24 protein-coding genes are annotated in these 19,814 nt (G+C 58.5%); 11 read left to right on the top strand and 13 right to left on the bottom strand.

All coding sequences use genetic code 11. The features are described from left to right. The first annotated feature begins 31 nt into the window (after window positions 1–31). A complete protein-coding gene (locus tag E5201_RS02790; RefSeq protein WP_140984469.1) occupies window positions 32–1,054 on the top strand; it encodes a sugar kinase in 1,023 nt (340 codons plus the stop codon). Here E5201_RS02790 and E5201_RS02795 read toward each other — a convergent pair. After that, window positions 1,051–1,794: an alpha/beta hydrolase gene (locus tag E5201_RS02795; RefSeq protein WP_246050360.1), complete on the bottom strand. Its 744-nt coding sequence runs from the start codon at window positions 1,792–1,794 to the stop codon at window positions 1,051–1,053. The genes E5201_RS02790 and E5201_RS02795 overlap by 4 nt on opposite strands. A gap of 48 nt (window positions 1,795–1,842) precedes the next feature. Here E5201_RS02795 and E5201_RS02800 point away from each other — a divergent pair, with 48 nt between their 5' ends. Together E5201_RS02800 and infC are read left to right on the top strand one after the other, a co-directional pair. Next, window positions 1,843–2,997: a glycosyltransferase family 4 protein gene (locus E5201_RS02800; protein ID WP_140984471.1), complete on the top strand. Its 1,155-nt coding sequence runs from the start codon at window positions 1,843–1,845 to the stop codon at window positions 2,995–2,997. A gap of 178 nt (window positions 2,998–3,175) precedes the next feature. Then, window positions 3,176–3,697, top strand: coding sequence for a translation initiation factor IF-3 (infC, locus tag E5201_RS02805; protein WP_140984472.1), 522 nt, complete (start codon window positions 3,176–3,178; stop codon window positions 3,695–3,697). A 55-nt stretch (window positions 3,698–3,752) separates the two neighbouring features. Here the strand turns inward: infC and E5201_RS02810 are convergent, their stop codons facing one another. Continuing rightward, the gene (locus tag E5201_RS02810) at window positions 3,753–4,259 is read right to left on the bottom strand and encodes a phosphoribosyltransferase (protein WP_140984473.1); all 507 of its coding nucleotides are present in this window, start codon (window positions 4,257–4,259) and stop codon (window positions 3,753–3,755) included. Window positions 4,260–4,264: 5 nt separating this feature from the next. After that, the gene (locus E5201_RS02815) at window positions 4,265–5,149 is read right to left on the bottom strand and encodes an MJ0042-type zinc finger domain-containing protein (RefSeq protein WP_140984474.1); all 885 of its coding nucleotides are present in this window, start codon (window positions 5,147–5,149) and stop codon (window positions 4,265–4,267) included. 89 nt (window positions 5,150–5,238) lie between these two features. Between E5201_RS02815 and E5201_RS02820 the strand changes: the two genes are divergently transcribed. From E5201_RS02820 to E5201_RS02835, 4 genes are read left to right on the top strand one after another with little or no spacing between them, the layout of a single operon-like run. Continuing rightward, window positions 5,239–6,042 carry a cell division ATP-binding protein FtsE gene (locus tag E5201_RS02820; RefSeq protein WP_140984475.1) on the top strand — a complete coding sequence of 268 codons (804 nt, stop codon included), beginning with the start codon at window positions 5,239–5,241 and terminating at the stop codon, window positions 6,040–6,042. Beyond that, entirely contained in the window at window positions 6,039–6,932 is an 894-nt protein-coding gene (locus E5201_RS02825; protein ID WP_140984476.1) for a cell division protein FtsX, read from the top strand. The genes E5201_RS02820 and E5201_RS02825 overlap by 4 nt, the downstream gene beginning before the upstream one ends. A gap of 1 nt (window position 6,933) precedes the next feature. Next, the gene (locus E5201_RS02830) at window positions 6,934–7,620 is read left to right on the top strand and encodes a YdcF family protein (RefSeq protein WP_140984477.1); all 687 of its coding nucleotides are present in this window, start codon (window positions 6,934–6,936) and stop codon (window positions 7,618–7,620) included. Further along, on the top strand, window positions 7,617–8,336 hold the full coding sequence (locus E5201_RS02835; RefSeq protein ID WP_140984478.1) for a lysophospholipid acyltransferase family protein: 720 nt from the start codon (window positions 7,617–7,619) through the stop codon (window positions 8,334–8,336). Before E5201_RS02830 ends, E5201_RS02835 begins: the two co-directional genes overlap by 4 nt. Here E5201_RS02835 and E5201_RS02840 read toward each other — a convergent pair. From E5201_RS02840 to E5201_RS02865, 6 genes are all read right to left on the bottom strand, one after another. Beyond that, window positions 8,325–9,206: a hypothetical protein gene (locus E5201_RS02840; RefSeq protein ID WP_140984479.1), complete on the bottom strand. Its 882-nt coding sequence runs from the start codon at window positions 9,204–9,206 to the stop codon at window positions 8,325–8,327. The genes E5201_RS02835 and E5201_RS02840 overlap by 12 nt on opposite strands. Continuing rightward, window positions 9,187–9,915 carry a hypothetical protein gene (locus tag E5201_RS02845; protein WP_140984480.1) on the bottom strand — a complete coding sequence of 243 codons (729 nt, stop codon included), beginning with the start codon at window positions 9,913–9,915 and terminating at the stop codon, window positions 9,187–9,189. Before E5201_RS02845 ends, E5201_RS02840 begins: the two co-directional genes overlap by 20 nt. Window positions 9,916–9,999: 84 nt before the next feature. Further along, a complete protein-coding gene (locus E5201_RS02850; RefSeq protein ID WP_140984481.1) occupies window positions 10,000–10,452 on the bottom strand; it encodes a DUF1178 family protein in 453 nt (150 codons plus the stop codon). Beyond that, a complete protein-coding gene (locus E5201_RS02855) occupies window positions 10,449–11,279 on the bottom strand; it encodes a carbon-nitrogen hydrolase family protein (protein WP_140984482.1) in 831 nt (276 codons plus the stop codon). The genes E5201_RS02850 and E5201_RS02855 overlap by 4 nt, the downstream gene beginning before the upstream one ends. Next, the gene (gene grxC / locus E5201_RS02860) at window positions 11,276–11,539 is read right to left on the bottom strand and encodes a glutaredoxin 3 (RefSeq protein WP_140984483.1); all 264 of its coding nucleotides are present in this window, start codon (window positions 11,537–11,539) and stop codon (window positions 11,276–11,278) included. The genes E5201_RS02855 and grxC overlap by 4 nt, the downstream gene beginning before the upstream one ends. 78 nt (window positions 11,540–11,617) lie before the next feature. Beyond that, complete coding sequence (locus E5201_RS02865) at window positions 11,618–12,475, bottom strand: ComF family protein (protein ID WP_140984484.1); 858 nt, start codon at window positions 12,473–12,475, stop codon at window positions 11,618–11,620. 37 nt (window positions 12,476–12,512) lie between these two features. Here E5201_RS02865 and E5201_RS02870 point away from each other — a divergent pair, with 37 nt between their 5' ends. Beyond that, the gene (locus tag E5201_RS02870) at window positions 12,513–13,388 is read left to right on the top strand and encodes a methyltransferase domain-containing protein (protein WP_140984485.1); all 876 of its coding nucleotides are present in this window, start codon (window positions 12,513–12,515) and stop codon (window positions 13,386–13,388) included. Here the strand turns inward: E5201_RS02870 and E5201_RS02875 are convergent. From E5201_RS02875 to map, 4 genes are all read right to left on the bottom strand, one after another. Further along, window positions 13,385–13,816, bottom strand: a complete 432-nt coding sequence (locus E5201_RS02875; protein ID WP_219993534.1) for an excalibur calcium-binding domain-containing protein — start codon at window positions 13,814–13,816, stop codon at window positions 13,385–13,387. The two genes, E5201_RS02870 and E5201_RS02875, sit on opposite strands and share 4 nt — an antisense overlap. 75 nt (window positions 13,817–13,891) lie before the next feature. Further along, window positions 13,892–15,163, bottom strand: a complete 1,272-nt coding sequence (gene gabT / locus E5201_RS02880; protein WP_140984486.1) for a 4-aminobutyrate--2-oxoglutarate transaminase — start codon at window positions 15,161–15,163, stop codon at window positions 13,892–13,894. Window positions 15,164–15,317: 154 nt separating this feature from the next. After that, on the bottom strand, window positions 15,318–16,049 hold the full coding sequence (radC, locus tag E5201_RS02885; RefSeq protein WP_140984487.1) for a RadC family protein: 732 nt from the start codon (window positions 16,047–16,049) through the stop codon (window positions 15,318–15,320). A gap of 3 nt (window positions 16,050–16,052) precedes the next feature. Beyond that, the gene (gene map / locus E5201_RS02890) at window positions 16,053–16,862 is read right to left on the bottom strand and encodes a type I methionyl aminopeptidase (protein WP_140984488.1); all 810 of its coding nucleotides are present in this window, start codon (window positions 16,860–16,862) and stop codon (window positions 16,053–16,055) included. A 174-nt stretch (window positions 16,863–17,036) separates the two neighbouring features. Here map and E5201_RS02895 point away from each other — a divergent pair, with 174 nt between their 5' ends. From E5201_RS02895 to E5201_RS02905, 3 genes are read left to right on the top strand one after another with little or no spacing between them, the layout of a single operon-like run. After that, window positions 17,037–17,924 carry a division plane positioning ATPase MipZ gene (locus E5201_RS02895; RefSeq protein ID WP_140984489.1) on the top strand — a complete coding sequence of 296 codons (888 nt, stop codon included), beginning with the start codon at window positions 17,037–17,039 and terminating at the stop codon, window positions 17,922–17,924. Further along, on the top strand, window positions 17,924–18,376 hold the full coding sequence (locus tag E5201_RS02900; protein ID WP_140984490.1) for a J domain-containing protein: 453 nt from the start codon (window positions 17,924–17,926) through the stop codon (window positions 18,374–18,376). The genes E5201_RS02895 and E5201_RS02900 overlap by 1 nt, the downstream gene beginning before the upstream one ends. A gap of 50 nt (window positions 18,377–18,426) precedes the next feature. Further along, on the top strand, window positions 18,427–19,791 hold the full coding sequence (locus tag E5201_RS02905) for an aminotransferase-like domain-containing protein (RefSeq protein ID WP_140984491.1): 1,365 nt from the start codon (window positions 18,427–18,429) through the stop codon (window positions 19,789–19,791). The last annotated feature ends 23 nt before the right edge of the window (window positions 19,792–19,814 follow it).

Consider the following 19,814-nt stretch of genomic DNA (forward strand, 5'->3'; position numbering starts at 1 on the left):
GATCATCTCATAAATACGGAATGCCGCTGATATGTCTGACGCCTTTACCTGCTTTGGCGAACTCCTGATCCGTCTGACGACGGCGGGACGTGATCCGCTCTATAGCCTGCCTGAATTGACGCCCTATGTCGGCGGGGCGGAGGCCAATGTCGGCGTCGGTCTGACGCGACTGGGCCACGATGTGCGCATGATCAGCGTGGTGCCTGACAATGATCTGGGGCAGGCGGCTTTGGGCAACCTGCGCTATTGGGGCGTGGACACAAGTCGCGTGAAGGTTTTACCGGAAGGCCGCATGGGCCTGTACTTCCTGACGACCGGCGGCATTCATCGTCCGTCGGATATTCTTTATGATCGTGCCGGTTCGGCCTTTGCTGAGGCGGATTTTGCCGCTTTTGACTGGGCGCAGTTGCTGGAGGGCTCAGGCTGGCTGCATGTGTCAGGCATCACGGCGGCGCTGGGGCAGAATGCGTTTGAAGGCGCGCTTAAGGCTATGAAGATGGCGCGGACACTGGGCGTTAAGGTGTCGTTTGACTGTAATTATCGTCCGAAGCTGTGGGAAGCCTGGGGCGGGGATGCGCCGACGCTGATTAAGCAACTGATGGCGCAGTCCGATCTGATCTTTGGTGGCTATCGTGACATTGAACTGGTGTTTGGTGTTGTCTTTACCGGTGAGGCCGGAAGCCATGAGCGTAACCGCGCCGCAGCCGATCATGCCTTTGCCGCCTTCCCTGATCTCAAGCGTCTGATCTCAACGCGCCGTGAGCAGGTCAATGTCGATCACAACCGTCTGGCGGGGCTGATGTTCACGCGTGAGGCGTCGCTTGAGACAAAGACCTATGATATCGCGCGTATCATTGACCGGATCGGTGGTGGTGACGCCTTTGCCGCCGGGGTGCTGCACGGTATTCTGTCGGGTAAAACCGATCAGGAAGCGCTCGATCTGGGGATTGCGGGTGGCTGTCTGAAGCACGCCATGCCGGGGGATTTCGCGCTGGCGACGCCCGCCGAGCTTGAGGCGTTTCTCAGCGAAGACGGGTTTGACGTGAAGCGTTAAAGCACGCCCCTGACGGTGGTGACCAGCAGGTTGAGATCCTGAGGTCGCGACAGGCGGTGATCGCCGTCTTTTATCAGCGTCATCCGCACGTCATCCGAGGTGAGGTTTTCCATCAGGCGCACGCCATGCGTCCACGGCACCACATCGTCCTTCATGCCGTGCAGAATGCGTACCGGCCCGTCAAACCGGATAGGGGTGGTCAACACGCGATGATCGGCAGCCTCATCGAAAAAGGCCTGTGACATCAGCACATCGTCTTCATAGCCGGTGAGGTTAAAGGCCCCTGCGGTATTAAGCGCGTGGCGGTCTTCGGGCGACAGGTTCGGCAGCATCAGTTCGGTGGCGAAATCGGGCGCAGGGGCAATGAAGACGGCCGCCTTTACCCGCTCGGGCCGGTCTTTGATCAGCAAGCTGGCCATCCAGCCGCCCATGCTTGAGCCGACAAGGATCAACGGGCCGTCGGTCAACCGATCCACGACCTCAAGCACGTCCTGACGCCATGTGCCGATGCGGGCATCTTCCCAGCGGCCCTTGCTTTCGCCGTGTGCCGAATAGTCAAAACGCAGATAGCTCCAGCCCTCAGAGCGCGCGGTGTCGGCCAGAACCTGCGCCTTTGAGCCGGTCATGTCCGATTTAAAACCACCGAGCCACAGGACGGTCGGGCCATGGCCCTCAATGCGGCGATAGGCAACGCGGTCGTTCAGGAATTGCGTTTGGTCTTGATTTGCGGGGGCGGGCATGGTCATAAGCCCTGAATAGCCCTGTGTCTTCTGCCGGACAAGTCCTTCATGTCATCTGCCTTTCCCTATACGGTTTTACAGGTCGTGCCGAACCTTGATACGGGCGGCGTGGAGCAGACTGTGCTCGATATGGCCAAGGCCATTACCGAGGCGGGCGGGCGGGCTATTGTTGCCTCACAGGGCGGGCGTCTGGAGGCGGCCTTGGCAGAGACGGGTGCAGTGTTTCACCGGATGCCGGTACATTCCAAAAACCCCTATGTGCAGTTCAAGAACTACTATGCGCTTCAGGCCCTGATCCGTCAGGAAAAGGTCGATATTGTCCATGTGCGGTCGCGCGCGCCAGCCTTGGCGGCGATTGGCGCGGCACGGGCGTCGGCCATAAGGTCGGTGACCACCTATCACGGTATCTATAAGGCTAAGGGCAAGCTCAAGCACTGGTATAATGGTCTGATGACGCGGGCAGATATCACGATTGCCAATTCTGACTATACGCGGACACATATCCTTGAGACCTATCCGGTTGAGGCGGCGCGTGTGGTGTCGATACCGCGTGGGGTTGACCTGAAACGCTTTGATCCAGCGCAGGTGTCCGATGAGCGCAAGACGGCGCTGGCGGCGGCGTGGGGCCTAGATCCGGCGGATGAACGTCCGCTGTTTGTGCTGGCCGGACGGCTGACGCGCTGGAAGGGGCAGGTGCTGATCCTTGAGGCCTTTGCGCGGCTGAAAGACCTGCCGTGGCGGCTGGTACTGGCCGGTGACGATCAGGGGCGGCGTGATTATCGCGCCGAACTGGAAAATTTGATTGCCCAAAACGGGTTTTCAGATCGGGTCTATCTGACGGGGCATTGTGCGGACATGCCTGCCGCCTATGGTTTGAGTGATTTTGCGCTGGCCCCTTCGCTTGAGCCGGAAGCCTTTGGCCGCACGGCGGTTGAGCCTCAGGCCATGGGGAGGCCCGTTTTGGCGGCGGCGCACGGGGCCACGACAGAGACGGTGGAGGACGGTGTGACCGGCTGGCTGGTGACGCCTGCGGAGGTTGCGGCATGGGCCGGGGCGCTTGAGCGCGCGCTGGCGACGCCCGAAACCCTAAGAGCCGAAATGGGTGCGCTGGGCCGTCAGCGCACCGAAGCGCGTTTCAGCCTTGAGGTCATGTGCGCCCGCACCCTTGAGGTCTATCGCACACTGATGACACCGGCGGCATAATTCCGGTATTCTGATTTACGGTATTCTGATTTTACGGTAATTCGGGGGGATTGCGGGAATTAACGCCATTGGGCATAATTGGGGCCTATGCTTTGGCTGCGTTTCGCGCTATGTGAACGTGGCTTTAAAATTAGCCCTTTCCTATAACTGCTATGGAGACTGACCTATTCGTCGCCCTATCCAAACTCCGCCGACCAAAGACGGCCCCCGTATCAATCAGGACATCAAGGTTCCCCGCGTTCTTCTGATCGATCACAATGGCGAAAAACAAGGCATCATGCCGACTTCTGCGGCCCTTGAGGCCGCTGAGGAAGCCGGTCTTGATCTGGTAGAGGTCTCTCCCACCGCTGACCCGCCTGTCTGCAAAATCCTTGATTACGGCAAGTACCGTTTCCAGGAGCAGAAGAAAAAGGCCGAGGCGCGTAAGAAGCAGAAGGTCGTCGAAATCAAGGAAATCAAGCTGCGTCCGAATATCGACAAGCATGATTACGAGGTCAAGGCCAAGGCTATGCATCGCTTCTTTGACGAAGGCGACAAGGTTAAGGTTACCTTGCGTTTCCGTGGCCGTGAAATGGCGCACCCTGAACTGGGCATGAAACTGCTCAATCAGGTGAAGGCCGATTTCGAGGAAACCACGCGCGTTGAATATGAGCCGCGCATGGAAGGCCGCCAGATGATTATGATTCTGGCCCCGAAGTAGGTTTTGCCAAGATTGCGTTATGAAAGGGGCCGTTTGCGGCCCCTTTTTGCTGCCATTAGTCCAGCGCCCCGATATAGGGCAGGCCGCGCCATTTACCGCCGTCATCAAGGCCATAGCCGACCAGATAGCGTTTAGGCGCTTCCCAGGCGACAAAATCGGCCTCAATGGCACGTGCGACGGGTTTGGCGGCCATAACCGCCGTCAGAACCTCAGTGGCACCGGCGCGCAGCAGGTGGTCGCGGGCAAATTTCAGGGATGCGCCGGTATCAAGCACATCATCCATGATCAGTACCTGACGACCGGAGACCGGGCGTTGCAGATCAGCACGCAGGATCATTTCGCCGCTTTCATGTCCGTCGCCATAGGAGGACAGCCACAGGGAATCAAACGCCAGCCCCAGCCCCAGACGGGCCAGTGCGCGGGTCAGGTCGGCGGAAAACCAGATGCCGCCGGTCAGAAGGCATACGGCGATCGCATCGCCCGACAGGCGTGGTGCCATCTGTGCCGCAAGGACTTCTATGCGGGCGGCAATCTCGGTCTCACTGAGCAGAATATCAGGCATGATGATTAATTATGCAGATCGGCGCTCGTCAGGGCCGGACGCAGGGCCAGATTAGAATGGCTGGCCACGGGTTCTGGCTGATGCGCCGGTTCGTGGGCGGGGGCTTCTTCAACTAGAGGGGCGGCGTGTGTTTCTGTGACGGGCGTCTGTCTGACGACCGGCGCAGGCTGGGCCGAAAGTTGTGACGGGCGATACTGCGCCAGTTGTTTTAGCGCCTGAAGGTCAAAACTGAGATCAAGGCTTGAGGCCATGTTTCCGGCGTCGGCGACATCGAAGGTCAGGGTACGCTCGGCACCGGCCTCGACCTTAAGGCCGTGTGGCGGGATCAGGCTTTCGCTGATGATCTTGCCATCGGCATTCAGCACTCTGGCGCGAACGGGCGGCACGGGGGTGTCTTCATCGCGCAGGTTTTTGACCACGGCATTGACGCTGACGACGAAGCGGCCACCGCGCAAGGTCGGTTCGGCTTTATATGAGACAAATTCAAGGCCGGTTGGATTTACCGGTACGCCAGCGCTGGCGTAGGCGCCCGCCAGACGCGGGAAGGCGCGCACTATGTCGATGCGCAAAAAATAGGCCGTACCGATCATGGCAACAAAGGTTGCCGCCAGAGCGCCCCAGATCATGGCCTGACGCATCAGGGCCTTATGGCGTTTCTGGCCTTCCAGCATCTGACGGTACATGCCGGGCAGACGCTTGGCCTTGACCTCCTCAAGCGCCTCAACCGGCGCTTCGACCGGTTCGGGCATCGGCAGGTCCATAGGTTCCTGTACCGCCTCGGCATGCCAGGTGGTTTTGCATGACGCGCAACGCACAGTACGCCCTTGCGGCCCCAGACGGGCATCATCAATGGCGTAGCTCAGGGTACAACTCGGACAGGTCAGGATCATGATTTGGCGAATCGCTTCATAAAACCCATATTAACCAAACAGTGGTTAATCCTTTTTGTCCTGAAACTCTTAACAAGTGATCAAGCGCCTTGCCGCCACAATCCCCTGAAGACGATATTTTTACACCTGATGACCGTCAGGTCGTGACCTTTCGTGGCGTAGGGCTGGGCTATGACGCGCATAGCCCGCATCTCCATGCGACCGGCCATGATCCGGAGAACTTTATTTTACGCGATCTGAATTTTGATCTGCCTGCCGGTTCGTTTCATTTTCTGACCGGCCCGTCAGGGGCAGGCAAGACATCGCTTCTGCGCATGATCTTTCTGGCGCAGCGCCCGTCGGTGGGCGAGATTTCCTTGTTTGGTGAACGCATCAACTATGCCGACCGTGCGCAGGTGGCGCAGCTTCGTCGCCGGATCGGCATTGTGTTTCAGGATTTCCGCCTGCTTGATCATCTGACGGTGTTTGATAATGCCGCCTTGCCGTTATTCGTGCGGGGCGAAGACCCGAAGCGGTTTGAATCAGATGTGTCTGAACTTCTGACGTGGGTGGGCTTGAAATCCCGTCTTCAGGCCATGCCGGAAACGCTTTCGGGGGGTGAGAAACAAAGGCTGGCTATTGCGCGGGCGGTGGTCAATCGCCCGACCCTTATTCTGGCCGACGAGCCGACGGGCAATATCGATTACGCCATGGGTTTGCGCATCATGCGCCTGTTTATCGAGCTTAATCGTCTGGGGGCGACGGTGCTGATTGCCACCCATGATGAGGGCCTGATACGGGCTTCGGGTATGCCTGTGCTTGAGTTGAAGGACGGGCGCATACATCGGCGCGACCTGACGGCTGATCTTGAGGAACGCCTGCGTGGGCATCAGCCTGAGGGAGGTCATCCATGATCCGGGCCTTTAATATGCGCAACGACTTGTTGCCAAAGCAGGATGCGCGGGAAATTTCGCTGCATTATGTGATTGCGGTTCTGTGTTTTCTGGCCTCTCTGGCAGCGCTTGTGGCCGTGGCCTCAGACCGTGCTGCCAGTGGCTGGGCCAGAGAGATCAGGGCAGAGGTAACGGTGCAGGTGCGCCCGACCGGCCTTGAAAGCGGTTCAATGGCGGCCGCCCGTGCGGCGGAAATTCTGGCAGGCGTTAAGGGTGTCGAGGAGGTGGCGGCGGTTGAACCGGAAAAGGCCAAGGAGCTGATCCGGCCCTGGTTAGGGGACGCCATACTGACCGATCTGCCGATCCCCAATCTGGTGACCGTCCGGCTTGATCCGGACAAACCGGCTAAACCGGCGGCTCTGATGGCGGCACTGAGTGCACGGGATATGGATGCGTCGATTGATGATCACAGTATCTGGCTTAAAGATATTGAACAGGCCGCTCTGATTATCCGACTAATTTCTATAAGTATTTTTCTTCTGATTGCCACGGCGGCAGCGGCTATCGTTGGTTTTGCGACGCGAGCTGGTTTGACGGCGCGGGCGAATATCATTGAAGTCTTAAGCCTGTGCGGGGCGTCCGACTGGTTCATCGCCCGCCGGTTTCAGTTTCGCTTTGCCCAGATGGCCGGTGTGGCGGGCCTGATTGGCTCAGGAGCGGCGGCGGTGATCATGATCATCCTGAAAACCACAGCCCTGTCACAAAGCTTTTTGCTGGCCCTTCCCTTTTCATGGTACGACCTGCTAATATTGATACCGTGTCCGGTGCTGGCGGTGGTGATTGCCGCCTTTACGGCGCGGACGGTGACGCTCAAAATCTTGGGGGCGGGTTTGTTGGGAGAAGGCGTCTGACATGCGTGTTGTGATCGCTTTGCTGCTGGTTGTCCTGTTGTGGGCGGCGGGGCTGCTGGCCTTTGCCGAGCGGGTCATTGACTCGACACCGGCCACAGAGCCCGCAGAACCGGCGCAGGCGATTGTTGTCCTGACTGGTGCCTCTGACATGCGCATCAAGGAAGGTATGCGGCTTCTGGAGCGGCGCAAGGGTACGCGACTGCTGATTTCGGGGGTCAATCGCGAAGTGCGACGGCCTGAGCTTCTGCCGGTGACCGAAGGCTCACGACAGCTATATGAATGCTGTGTTGATCTCGGGTTTGAGGCGGAAAATACTATTGGCAATGCGCAGGAAATTGCTGCCTGGGCGCGGGCCAAAGGGTTTGAGGAGCTGATTGTCGTCACTTCGGATTATCACATGCCGCGCAGTCTGCTGGAGATCAAGGCCGCGCTCCCTGAGGGGCGGTTCCATGCCTATCCGGTCGCCAGCCCCAGTCTGGATGCGCGGGCCTGGTGGAAATCGACAACCGCCTCACGCACATTGATTATCGAATATTCAAAATATCTGGCGATCCTTGGTCGCGACATGCTGAACGGGATTACCCGTCATTTCAGCAAGGATAATTCAGAGGCTGGTGCCGTGCCTGAGACTGATACTGAGACCGAGTCAGGTCAGGCCGCCTCCGGACGAGTAAAGGGCGTATTGTGATTCGTTTCAGATCTGTGGTTTTTGTCATCTGGCTCTATGGTCTGGTGGCGGTGGTTGGCCTGTTGGGGACGCCGTTTATGCTGGTGTCGCGAAAGGCGGGCATGACGGTCATCCGTATCTGGGCCAGCCTTGTGCTGTGGGGGGCTAAGGTCATTTGCGGCCTTAAGGTCGAATTCAGGGGCCTTGAGCACATCCCGAAAGGCGGAGCGCTGGTTGCCGGTAAGCACTTAAGTATGCTGGATACGATCGCGCCTTTTACGGTATTGGATTATACCTGTTATGTGCTGAAAAAAGAGCTGACCTTTTTGCCGTTTTTCGGCTGGTATATCTGGCGCACGCGCATGATCCCCATTCAGCGCAAGGATGCCGCCAAGGCGCTGAAAGCTATGGTGACGGATGCCCGAGATCGGCTGGCCGATGGGCGTCAGATACTGATTTTTCCCGAAGGGACACGTTCGAAAGTCGGGGAAGATGCGGCCTATAAGCCGGGCGTTGCCGCCCTTTATCGTGACCTTGAGGTACCGTGTCACCTGCTGGCGACCAATTCCGGTCAGCTGTGGCCGGCGCACGGCATTGATCGCAAACCCGGCACGGTGGTGTTCGAATTTTTGCCGCCTTTGCCCGCAGGGCTTAAGCGCGGTGAGTTCATGACGCAGATGAAAGAACGGCTTGAGGCGGCGTCAAACGCGTTGATTGAGGAAAACTCAAAAGCCTGAGGGTGCGTTATGCGGCATAATAACGTAGCCCTTACCGACATAATAGTCCTGCTCAAGCGACGAGAGGGGCTGCGCACCATTGCCGCTGCCGTTCAGATAGACGCCGCCATTGGTGCCGGAGGAGCGCGCTCGCGCGCGCTTTTGCGGAACAGCCGGCGGGCATCCGCCTCGTTTGGCCGCACAGAATGTATTACGCGCCAGCCAGGTTATTTCTTCCTGTAGCCAGGCGTTCACCGTCGGGTCGGTGACGGCATCAATCATATCGGGTTGAGCGACCTCAAGGCGAGGGCCTTTGGCATAAAGCATCTCAAAGGTGAAATGGCTTTCTTCAAGATAGATGATTTCGCCGGTTTGGCCTGAGACGCGCTGAAGCATGCTGCGCTTATGTCCGGTACGGGCCGGATGATTTTGTTCAATATAGTAGACGCTGAACGGATTGCCGAATTTCAGCGGGCCGTTGGACAGACGTTCCATTACCCGATCTCCGTCGGCCATGACACGTCCGGCCTGACGATATACAACCGGATCGCCGGGATTCGGTCGGGGTGACATAATGGTCAGGCGGCAGGCAAAGCCTTTTTGTGAGCCGTTATCTGCCGTGACCGGATAGGCAAAGAAAAATGCCCAGCGGTCTCCAAAGCGGCGCACATAGGCATTATTATCCCGTTCATAGCCCTGTGCCGTGGCAAGGGCGTTAAGGTTGCCGCCCGCCTCGGTGGCCAGACAAATATTCAGTGTCCGTATGGCCAGTGTTTCCATACTGTCGGCGGGGGCGGTATTTTGGGCGCTCGCCGGAGCAAAGCCCAGAAGGCCCAGACCCAGACAGGTGATCATCAGGCGGCGCACGGCCTTAATCCGCTTCGCGCGCAAGGCCGGTCAGGCGCAGGGCCACCGGCGTTTGTTTTTCAACCCATCCTTTTTGTCCGGGCTGTGCCGAACAGAAAACCTGCAAAAGATCATCGCCATCACTGACCAGTATTGTGCGCATGACGATTTCGCGATCGACACCGATAAGTTCCAAAAGCTTGCCGCGCTGATCGAACTGAATGGCCTGAACCGGTGTGCCCGTGACACCCGGTGGATTGGGCAAGGAGATGATCTGGGGTTTAATGACCGGATAGGCTGGATTGCGGACGCGTTCAATCAGCGCGTCCTTACGCTCGATCAGTGCCTTTGGGGCGGTGGTAGGGGCGGTGTCGCCCAGATCATTGAAAACGCCGCGGTTGACCATAGCGCTACAGGTAATCTGGGGCTGGCCCGGATAGCGGTACAGGCGATCGCGTGAGAGTGAGTCGCCAAAAAAATCGGTCATGGTAACCGGATAGACCAGCTGCCAGCGGCCTTTGCGGTCGGTGTAAACGGCATCTTTCCAGATGTTTTTACCATCACGAGTCAGTACCTGACCCCAATGGGCCTGTTGCGGTACGGGCCAGAGGGCTTCGCCGGTCGCTGCGGCACCCGAAAGGCTGGAGGCCGCCGGAGCGTTTTCGTCAATTTGATCCTGAGCCAGAAGGGGCGAGGCGCTTGCAAAGACCATAAGGCCTGACAGGCCCAGACATAGATTGCGGATCGATAACATGCGGCTCCCCTTTTGTGACAAGCCATAATGGGCAAGCCAAAGCGATGATGCACCCCCTGAACAGGGGGGGGCAGGGGCGTTTTATCAGTTGAGGCGTTTGTTGGGTTTGGCGTCCGGAGACGATGCCGCAGGCAGGGGGGCCGCAGGCAATGGGGCGACGGGGATGCCATCATCGACCAGCGCCTTGATGTCCTTGCCGCTGGCTTCGCCATAGATGGGGCGTTCGGGCGTGGTGCCTTCGTGCATGTCACGGGCTTCCTGAGCGAAGCTGTCCCCGACATAGTCGAAGTTGGTCTCAACATGTTTGCGGATCTTGTGCGCGGCCTCCATCAGGGCCTTCTGGGCGCTCATCTGGCGGTTTTCAACGGTTTCAGAGGTGCGCACCATAGGGGCCATAATTGCCTTACCCACATTGACGGTGCCGCAATGCGGGCATTCAATCAGATGCCTTGTCCTCTGGTCGTCATAGGCGTCCGAATTCGAAAACCACGCTTCGAAATCATGATCAAACTCACATTTTAACGCATACCGGATCATGTAGAGGTAAAGGTCCTGTCGTGTTTAAGCTGGGCAATGGCGGCCCGTGCGCGGCTGACTTCGGTCAGGTCAATCTCGGCCATCAACACGGCCGGATGGTCGTGGTTGAGTCTGGCAATGACCTCACCCCAGGGATTAATGACCATTGACCGGCCAAAGGTGCGGCGGCCATCTTCGTGCTGACCACCCTGCGCCGGAGCGAGGATAAAGGCACCGGTTTCAATGGCGCGCGCCCTGAGCAGCACTTCCCAGTGCGCCTGGCCGGTCGGCACGGTAAAGGCGGCGGGCACGGCGATCATGGACGCACCCATTTGCGCCAGTGCGCGATAAAGATAGGCAAAACGCACATCATAACAAATGCTTAGGCCAAGATCACCAAAAGGGGTTGAGGCGGTGACGGCGCGTTCGCCGCCACGGATACCGCTGCTTTCACGGTAAACATCCCCGTTTGGGGTGGTGGCGTCAAACAGGTGAATCTTGTCATAAAAAGCCGAAATATCGCCTTTTTCGTCAAAATAAAGCGCACGGTTTACCGCCCGTTCTTCGCCCTCAAGGTCGCTTTTGACAATGGCCGAACCGAGCAGGGTTGGCACGACATAGCGTTTGGCCAGCGCCCTTATCCCCTGTACGCAGACGTCATCTTCGACGGTCGTGACGGCGGCGGCTTTTTGCGCCGGTCGCTGTTCCATGAGGTTGGAACATTCCGGCGTCAGGATGAGTTGCGCGCCCTGAGCCACGGCGGTTTCATAAAGCGGCGTCAGCTGGGCCAGTGCCGCCGTGGCGGTAGCCGGTGACGTGGCCTGAAGGAGGGCAACCTTAAAGGTCATGCGGCGCCTTCCAGAAGCGGATCGAGACCGCCACGGGCCTCAAGCGCCAGCAGATCATCACAACCGCCGACATGCAGGCCGTCGATGAAGATTTGCGGGAAGGTGTTACGACCATTGGCACGTTCGTTCATCTCACGGCGCAGGTCAGGGTCGCTGGAGGCTATGATTTCCTTAAAGCCAGCGTTTTTCTTTTCAAACAAATCCTTTGCGCGCTCACAATAGGGGCACCAGGGTTTGGTATAGATTTCAATGACGGCCATGTTACTCACTGAGTTAAAAACACTATTGTGTCATATAACCCTATATAGGCAAGGCAGACGACATTTTAAAGCCAGTGTTTATAGAGGCGCGGTCTGCGTGGCGGCGCGGGCGAGCACCAGACAGTCCACCCGCCGCACACCGCCTTTAAGGAGGGCCTCGGCACAGGCAGACAAAGTCGCGCCGGAGGTAAAGACATCATCGATCAGCAGAACATGCCGGCCTTTGAGGCGGCGCTCACCGGCCTCAGACAGGGCAAAGGCGTCTTTGACATTGGCCATGCGATCGGCCATGCGGCCTTTGGCGGTGCGTGCCTGACTAAGTTGTTTGTGGGTCGGGCGAATACGGCGCAGGGCATCGGCTGAATAGTCGCGTTTGTGCTGGCGGGCCAGAGGACGGGCCAGTTCGGCGGCCTGATTGAAGCGCCGTTCAAACAGGCGGGACGGATGCAGGGGCACGGGCACCACGATATCGGCCTGAGACAGCAGATCATTTCCGGCCCTTGACAGCCAGCCAAGCAGAACCGGCCTGAGGTCAAGGCGGTCGGCATGTTTAAAGGCCAGTATCAGGCCGCGTGACGCCTCATCATAGAGGCAGGCGGCGCGGGTGTGTTTGAACGGAAAAGGGGTCTGGCTGCAAAAGGTGCACAGGGCATCCGGCCCCATATAGAGGCCACCTTCGAAGGGACGGGCGCACATGGCGCAGCCTTCGTCACTGAGGAAGCGGATGGATGACCATGCCCCGGCGCTTAAGCCCGTGGCCTGAACTGTTCGGGGCGGCGCGGCGAAGTTGATGACATCGGGGTCGGTATCGAGCGCCTGACGCGGGTAGAGGACTTCGATCATCTGGTCACAAGCGCTGCGCAGGCGTGGCAGAAGCGCCTGTTCGCTGACAAACCGCTTCACACTTTTCGGAATGCGCTTTAAATGATCACGCAAAGTCGATCCCCCGTAAAGCCCCTTGCAAAGATAGCTTATGACAACACCACGCCTGTTTGATCGTCAACTGCTGAGAGGTCGCCTGAAACGCACAGCGGCAGATTTTGGTCAGGCCAATTTTCTGAAGGTCCGGGCCATTGAGGATTGTCTGGACACCCTGTCAGCGATTAACCGCCTGTTTCCGGTGGCACTGGATATCGGCAGCCGTGACGGCAGTTTTAGGCGCGAACTGGCGTCGTCGCCGGTGGCCCCGAAGATCGGCTATCTGATCGAGGCGGATATGATTGCCGGATCGGCGCAGGTGGTGATGGATGAGGAGGCCCTGCCTTTTGCCGATAACGCCCTTGATCTGGTGGTGTCGTCATTAGCGCTGCACACGGTCAATGATCTGCCGGGGGCGCTGGTGCAGATCGGGAGGGCGCTGAAGCCGGATGGTTTGTTCATAGCTTCGATCTTTGGTGGTGAGACGCTGAAGGAGTTGCGTGGCGTGCTGATGGAGGCCGAGCTTGAGGTGCGCGGTGGGGCGGGGGCGCGGATTGCCCCCTTTGCCGAAAGTTTTGACTGTGTGGATTTGCTCAGACGTGCCGGTTTCAATATGCCGGTCGTCGATAGTGACAAGGTCAGTGTCAGCTATGCGCACCCGTTGAAACTATTGCAGGATTTGCGGGCCATGGGCGAGACCAATATCCTGTATGACCGGCCACGCAAGGGATTGAATCGCGCCATTCTCGAGCGGGCCTTTACACTGTATGCCGAGCGGTTTCCGGCTGAGGACGGCGGGATTACGGCGACGTTTGAAATCATTACCCTGTCAGGCTGGACACCTCATGAAAGCCAGCAAAAGCCCCTGAGGCCCGGATCAGCCAAGGTAAGGCTGGCGGATGCGTTAGGGGTTAAGGAAGGCAAGCTTTAGCGGCCGCGATAGGGCTCGCAGGCAATGCCATCATTATCGCTGTCCATGTGTGCGCCATATTCCGGTTCGTGACTGTAGATGGGGGCGATACCACGGGCGCGGGCTTCGGCACAATTTCGGGGGACAATAGCGGCGTGATGACGCGTCACAATAGGTGCTGGTTCTTCGAGAAAATTATCGGTGGCTGGCGGCTCTGCCTGTCTGGCGACGTGTGCCGGTCTATCCTGATAAAAGGTAACCGGAGTAAGGTCTTGTGCCTGAGCGGCTGTGGGTTGCGCCTGAAGCAGATTTTGCAGGGGGACTTTGCCGGTTACCACATAGATGAATATGAAGCCAAAAATCACCGCTGCCAGTACATAGTCAAGACCATTGGCCTGACGTCTGTTGGCTTGACGCTTTTCGCGATTATGTGATGCCGGTCTGCGCAACCTGTTTCCCCTTAGCTGTTTGCCAGAGTAAGGGAGCGCGCTTAATCTATGGTTGCATTTTATGGTTAGCGGGCATCAAATTTTCAATGCCTGCTCCAGTATATCCAGGCCTTCGGAGAGTATGGCGTCAGAGGCGGTCAGAGGGGCCAGCAGACGGATCGTATTGCCGAATACTCCGCATGACAAAAGGATCAGGCCGAGATCCTGAGCCTTTGTGGTGACGGCTTTGGTGGTGGCGGCGTCGGGTTTGCCGTCCGCATCGACAATATCAAAAGCAATCATTGCCCCTAGTCCGCGAATGTGACGGATGGGCAGGCTGGTGTTTTTCTGAGCGAGGACATCAAGGCGCGACAGGATGGTTTTGCCCTGACGGTTGGCGGCGTCGAGCAGGTTTTCAGTATCGATGACCTCAAGCACCGCGAGAGCCGCCGCGCAGGCGACCGGATTGCCACCGTAGGTGCCGCCCAAGCCGCCGGTAAGGGGGGCGTCCATGACCTCGGAACGGCCTATGACACCGGAAATCGGATAGCCGCCGCCGAGCGATTTGGCGATGGTGATGAGGTCAGGTTTGATAGGCGCATATTCAATGGCGAACATCTTGCCGGTGCGGCCAAAGCCGGTCTGAACCTCATCGACAATCAATAGGATACCGTGCCGGTCGGCAATGTCGCGCAAGGCGCGCAACAGTTCAGGCGGGGTGATGAGGAAGCCGCCTTCGCCCTGAACCGGCTCGATGATAAAGGCGGCCACGGCGGTTGGGTCGATGTCGGCACGGAACAGGAAATCGAGGCTTTTGAGGGTATCGGCGACAGTGACGTCAAAGCTGTCGTGCGGGAAGGGCAGGTGATAGACGCCGGCCTGCGGCGGGCCGAGGTCTTTTTTATAGGGCTGCACCTTACCGGTCAGGGCCGAGGTCAGGGCGGTGCGGCCATGAAAGCCGCCGCTGAAGGCGATAATGCCGTCGCGTTCCGTATAGGCGCGGGCGATTTTGATGGCGTTTTCGACGGCCTCGGCACCGGTGGTGAACAGGGCCGTCTTGGCGGGGCCATCAATCGGGGCCAGTGCGTTCAGTTTTTCGGCCAATTTGATATAGGTTTCATAGGGCGCGACCTGAAACGCCGTATGGGTAAAGGCGTTCAGTTGTTCAAGGATGGCGGCCTGCACCTTAGGGTGGCGGTGGCCGGTATTGAGCACGGCAATGCCGCCGGCGCAGTCGATATAGCGTTTGCCTTCGACATCCCACAGTTCGGCGTTTTCAGCACGGGCGGCATAGAGGGTGGTGGCATGTCCTATGCCACGCGGTACGGCCGCGTTACGACGGGCAATCAGGTCAGCATTGGTGGGCATGGACACGGCTCCCTCTGTTCCGGATAAGAGAGAGTACGCCAGTCCTGAAATGCGGCAAGCCGGATTGTGATCACAATTTGGCGAGGTCTGGCGCAGGATTTGCCCCCTCCGGCGAGACAAGCTCGCCACCTCCCCCGTAAACAGGGGAGGATGATTAGATTGCGCCGAGGTTTTTCAGGCTGGCTATGCCTTCGCGGGCAACGATCAGGTGATCGTGGACGCTGATTTTCAGCGGTTTTCCAGCGGCGACAATGGCGCGGGTCATGTCGATATCGCCCTGCGACGGCATGGGGTCACCTGAGGGGTGATTGTGCACAAGGATCACAGAGCTGGCAGAGAGTTCAAGGGCGCGGCGCATGATCTCACGCGGATAGGCGGGGGCATGATCGACTGTGCCGTGGCCCATGACCTCATCGGCGATAAGCTGATGCTTTTTATCAAGGAACAGGCAGCGGAACTGTTCACGCGGTTCGTGGGCCAGCGTCACCTTGAGGTAGGATAAAAGCGCCTGCCATGAGGCGATGACGGTGGTACGTTTCAAAGGCTCGGCCAGAAGCCTGCGGGTCGCCTCGAACATCAGGTGTAGATCAAGGGCGATGTCGCGGGTCATGTTGAGGCTGCGGCCCCTGTTGTCGAGTGCTGACACCTGAAGCATGTCTTCAAGCGGGGCCGACAGGACAGCGGGGAGATTGCCGAAACGGGCAATCAGGGCCTTGGCCAGCGGTTTGACATCGCGCTGGGGGATCGAGCGGAAGAGGAACAGCTCAAGGATTTCATAGTCGGGCAGGGTCGAGACGCCGGATTTACGGGCGCGATCACGCAGGCGCTGACGGTGGCCGCCATGATCCGGGGCTAAAGGCTCAGACTCAAAGCACCCCTCAGCCATGAATTACAGTACCGGTTGCGGGCGGAACAGGGCCGAATCCGTAAAGATTTCAATGCCGTCTTTGGTGACGCCGATGCTGTGCTCGCATTGGGCGGTCAGGGATTTGTCACGCGTTACCGCGGTCCAGCCGTCGCTTAGGACCTTCACGTCCGGACGGCCGAGATTGATCATAGGTTCAACCGTGAAGAACATGCCTTCCTTGAGGACGGGGCCTGTGCCCTTACGGCCGAAATGCAGGACATTGGGGGTGTCGTGGAAGACGCGCCCCAGACCGTGACCGCAGAAATCACGCACCACTGAACAGCGCTGGGCCTCGGCATAGGTCTGAATGGCGTGGGCGATGTCGCCAAAGGTGTTACCGGGCTTGATTTCAGCCAGACCGAGACGCATGGATTCGTAGGTCACATCCACGAGACGCCGTGATTTGGGGTTAACCTGCCCGACTTCGTACATGCGGGAGGTGTCGCCGTGCCAGCCATCGACGATGACGGTGACGTCGATATTGGTGATGTCGCCTTCCTTCAGGGTCTTATCGGAAGGGATGCCATGGCAGACGACGTGGTTGGTCGAGATGCATACCGTATGCTGATAGCCGCGATAATAGAGGCAGGCCGGAAGGGCGCCATTATCAAGGACAAACTGACGCGCCAGATCATCGAGGTATGCGGTTTTGACGCCCGGAACGACATAGGGGATCAGCATATCAAGGCATTCTGAGGCCAGTTTACCGGCGCGGCGCATGCCTGCGAAATCCTCAGGGCTATGGATACGAATCGAGTCGGAACGGGTGAGATAATCGGAATCTGTGGTCATGGGCGGCAATATAGTCGCTCCGGCACGCCATTTCCAGAACCTATTTTACAAGGGTTTACGCTATGATGCACATGAATCCTTGCGCCAAAGGTTAACGAAAGATTGACGCGGGCCTTAAGTCGCCCGACATTATGCGCTGACCGGCGAAGGTGAGTCGGGGGTGGAGTAGGGCTTATGTCAAACGCGCGTATTCTGGTATTTGGCAATGAAAAGGGCGGCGCGGGTAAATCGACCGTCGCCATGCATGTGGCTACGGCCTTGCTGCATCAGGGAAAGAGGGTCGCGATCATTGATCTTGATCTCAGGCAGCGGTCGTTGTCGCACTTCTTTGAAAACCGCAAGAAGTGGGCGGCGGCCAATGAGAAAATCCTGCCGCATGCGACGGAGCCGTTTTTGCACAAAAATCCGGCGGAGCTGCTGAAGGTGCCGGAGGCTGAGGCCAAGGGCATTTTTGATCGGGCCTTAAGCGAGGCCATCGATACGGCAGACTATGTGATCATTGATACGCCGGGCGGCGATCATGTCCTGTCACGCCGCGCCCATGCGGTGGGGCATGTCATCATCACGCCGATGAATGACAGCTTCATTGACTTTGATCTGCTGGGGCAGGTCGATCCGGTGACGTTAGAGGTCAAGCGGCCGTCTATTTATGCTGAAACCGTGTGGAATTCGCGCAAGCAGCGCGCGCAATGGGACGGCAAGACGATTGACTGGATCGTGCTGCGTAACCGTCTGGCGACCAATGAGGCACGCAACCGTAAACGCGTCGATGAACGGGTCAGGGCCTTAGGCAAGCGTATCGGATTTCGTGTCGCCGCCGGTCTGCGTGATCGGGTGATTTACCGCGAACTGTTTCCGTTTGGTTTGACGGTGCTTGATCTGTCGGCGGATATTCGCCCTGTGCCGACCTCACTGGCGCAGGTATCGGCACGGCAGGAGCTTAGGGCGGTGATGATGGAGCTTGAGCTGGAAAACGATGACGTCGTCAGCGCCCAGATTACCGAACTCGGTGAGGCTGAACCGTTTGAGGCCGATGAGGACGATTATGAGGCGGTAGATTAGTGTACCTTCTGATCGGCGCTGCGGCGGCGCTTGTTTTCTTTATATGGCTGGGGCGTCGGGCGAAGTCCGGTAAGCTGAAAAAAGGCCCGTGGTTCCGGCAGGGGCGCACGATTGCCGCTGTGTTTGCCGTCGGTTTAGGGATTGCGGCGGTAGTGGCCTTTATGCGCGGGCAGTGGATACTGGGGTCGATACTGGGGTCGCTGTCGGCATCGGTGGCCGGTGGCACGCGTTATAACTGGCGGATGGGAGATGAGGCGACAGAGCCTCAGGTCTATACGCTGGCGGAGCGGGAGGCCTTTCGCACACTGGGCCTCGAGGTCGGTGCTGATCGTAAAACCATTATCGCCGCCTGGAAAAAGCGGATGAAATCGGCACATCCGGATCAGGGCGGTGACGCGCAGAGAGCGGCGCGTCTGAATGCGGCACGAGATGTGTTGCTTAAGCGGCGTTAAGGCGATTGGTCTATAGACGCCGATACAATTTTTCTGCATTGTATTTATCCATGAGTAAGCTGTCATCCTTATTGCCGAAACTGATCCTGCCTGAGGGGGGGGCGCTGGTGCATGAGCGTCTGGCCGAGGCTTTGGCGGCGGCGATCCATGACGGGCGCTATAAGGCCGGAGATCGTCTGCCGACCCATCGGGAGCTGTCGCGTCATGCCGGGGTCTCTATCGGTTCGGTGACGCGGGCGATTGATCTTCTGACGCGGCGCGGGCTGGTGCGCGGTGAGGTCGGGCGGGGCACCTTTGTGAATGCCCTTCAGGCCAGTGGTGCCAGCGGTTTGCCGATTGATCTGACAATCAATATGCCGCCGCCGGTGATTGATGAGGCGGTGTTTGCCGATGCCATGCACGATGCCCTCAGTCACGCCTTGCGGATTCCTTTGGCGGGTTATGCTGATTTTCGCGGTACTGACGCGCAACGTCAGGTCATGGCCGACTGGTTGAGTGCGGATCGTCTCAAGGTGTCGGCGGACGATATTTTGCTGACGGTGGGCGGGCAGCAGGCGGTGCATCTGGCCTTTGCCGACATTAAAGACCGGTCGCCGGTTATCCTGACGGAGGCGGCAACCTTTAGCGGGGCCATTGTGGCGGCAGCTAATCTTGGGGTCAGGTTTGATACGGTGGATCATGACGCCGACGGGATGCGGCCGGATGATCTTGAGCGGGCGATCAGGGCGACGGGGGCGCGGGCGATCTATACGGTGCCGGTCTGCCAGAACCCGTTCGGATTTGAAATGTCCGAAGCGCGCCGCCGCGATATTCTCAGGGTCTGCGAACGCCACGATGTGATGATTGTCGAAGACGATATCTATGGTGTTTATGCGTTTAAGCAGAGTGCTACCTATAAGGCACTGGCGCCTGAGCGGGTCTATTATCTCACCAGCCTGTCGAAATGTCTGACGCCTCTGGTACGGTCAGGCGTGCTGGTCCCGCCGCCGGATCGACGGGCGGTCCTGACCCAGCGTATTCGTGCCGAGGTCTGGGGGGCGGCACCGGTGGCGATTGAAACCGGATGTGCCCTTGTCCGTAACGGCGCTGCGGACACAGCGCGTACGCGCCTGAGGCAGGAGGCCAGGGCGCGCGTGCAATTATCTGCGGAAATACTGGGGCTTAGGGAGGTAGCGATGCCCGAAGGGGCGCCACATATCTGGTTACCCATGCCCGCGCTTGAGGCCGAGCGTCTGGCACGCCGGTCGGCCGAGAACGGTGTGCGGGTAACCCCGCCGGACAGTACCTTTGTCAAGGGCGATAAGGCCTGGGGGGTGCGGCTGTGTATCATGGCTCCGACGCAGCGTCAGGATGTGCAGCAGGCATTGAAGATCGTGGCCGAACTGATGCGCACGCCGGATGAGGTGTCTATTTAGATGGCGCTGGTGAGGCCAGTATG

The organism is Asticcacaulis tiandongensis, assembly GCF_006475605.1.
Classification (GTDB): domain Bacteria; phylum Pseudomonadota; class Alphaproteobacteria; order Caulobacterales; family Caulobacteraceae; genus Asticcacaulis; species Asticcacaulis tiandongensis.

Coding starts and splice junctions, on each gene's coding strand:
- E5201_RS02790 (WP_140984469.1), top strand. CDS start 32: ATGTCTGACGCCTTTACCTGCTTTGGCGAACTCCTGATCCGTCTGACG.
- E5201_RS02795 (WP_246050360.1), bottom strand. CDS start 1,794: ATGCCCGCCCCCGCAAATCAAGACCAAACGCAATTCCTGAACGACCGC.
- E5201_RS02800 (WP_140984471.1), top strand. CDS start 1,843: ATGTCATCTGCCTTTCCCTATACGGTTTTACAGGTCGTGCCGAACCTT.
- E5201_RS02810 (WP_140984473.1), bottom strand. CDS start 4,259: ATGCCTGATATTCTGCTCAGTGAGACCGAGATTGCCGCCCGCATAGAA.
- E5201_RS02815 (WP_140984474.1), bottom strand. CDS start 5,149: ATGATCCTGACCTGTCCGAGTTGTACCCTGAGCTACGCCATTGATGAT.
- E5201_RS02825 (WP_140984476.1), top strand. CDS start 6,039: ATGATCCGGGCCTTTAATATGCGCAACGACTTGTTGCCAAAGCAGGAT.
- E5201_RS02830 (WP_140984477.1), top strand. CDS start 6,934: ATGCGTGTTGTGATCGCTTTGCTGCTGGTTGTCCTGTTGTGGGCGGCG.
- E5201_RS02845 (WP_140984480.1), bottom strand. CDS start 9,915: ATGTTATCGATCCGCAATCTATGTCTGGGCCTGTCAGGCCTTATGGTC.
- E5201_RS02850 (WP_140984481.1), bottom strand. CDS start 10,452: ATGATCCGGTATGCGTTAAAATGTGAGTTTGATCATGATTTCGAAGCG.
- E5201_RS02855 (WP_140984482.1), bottom strand. CDS start 11,279: ATGACCTTTAAGGTTGCCCTCCTTCAGGCCACGTCACCGGCTACCGCC.
- grxC (WP_140984483.1), bottom strand. CDS start 11,539: ATGGCCGTCATTGAAATCTATACCAAACCCTGGTGCCCCTATTGTGAG.
- E5201_RS02870 (WP_140984485.1), top strand. CDS start 12,513: ATGACAACACCACGCCTGTTTGATCGTCAACTGCTGAGAGGTCGCCTG.
- gabT (WP_140984486.1), bottom strand. CDS start 15,163: ATGCCCACCAATGCTGACCTGATTGCCCGTCGTAACGCGGCCGTACCG.
- radC (WP_140984487.1), bottom strand. CDS start 16,049: ATGGCTGAGGGGTGCTTTGAGTCTGAGCCTTTAGCCCCGGATCATGGC.
- map (WP_140984488.1), bottom strand. CDS start 16,862: ATGACCACAGATTCCGATTATCTCACCCGTTCCGACTCGATTCGTATC.
- E5201_RS02895 (WP_140984489.1), top strand. CDS start 17,037: ATGTCAAACGCGCGTATTCTGGTATTTGGCAATGAAAAGGGCGGCGCG.
- E5201_RS02905 (WP_140984491.1), top strand. CDS start 18,427: ATGAGTAAGCTGTCATCCTTATTGCCGAAACTGATCCTGCCTGAGGGG.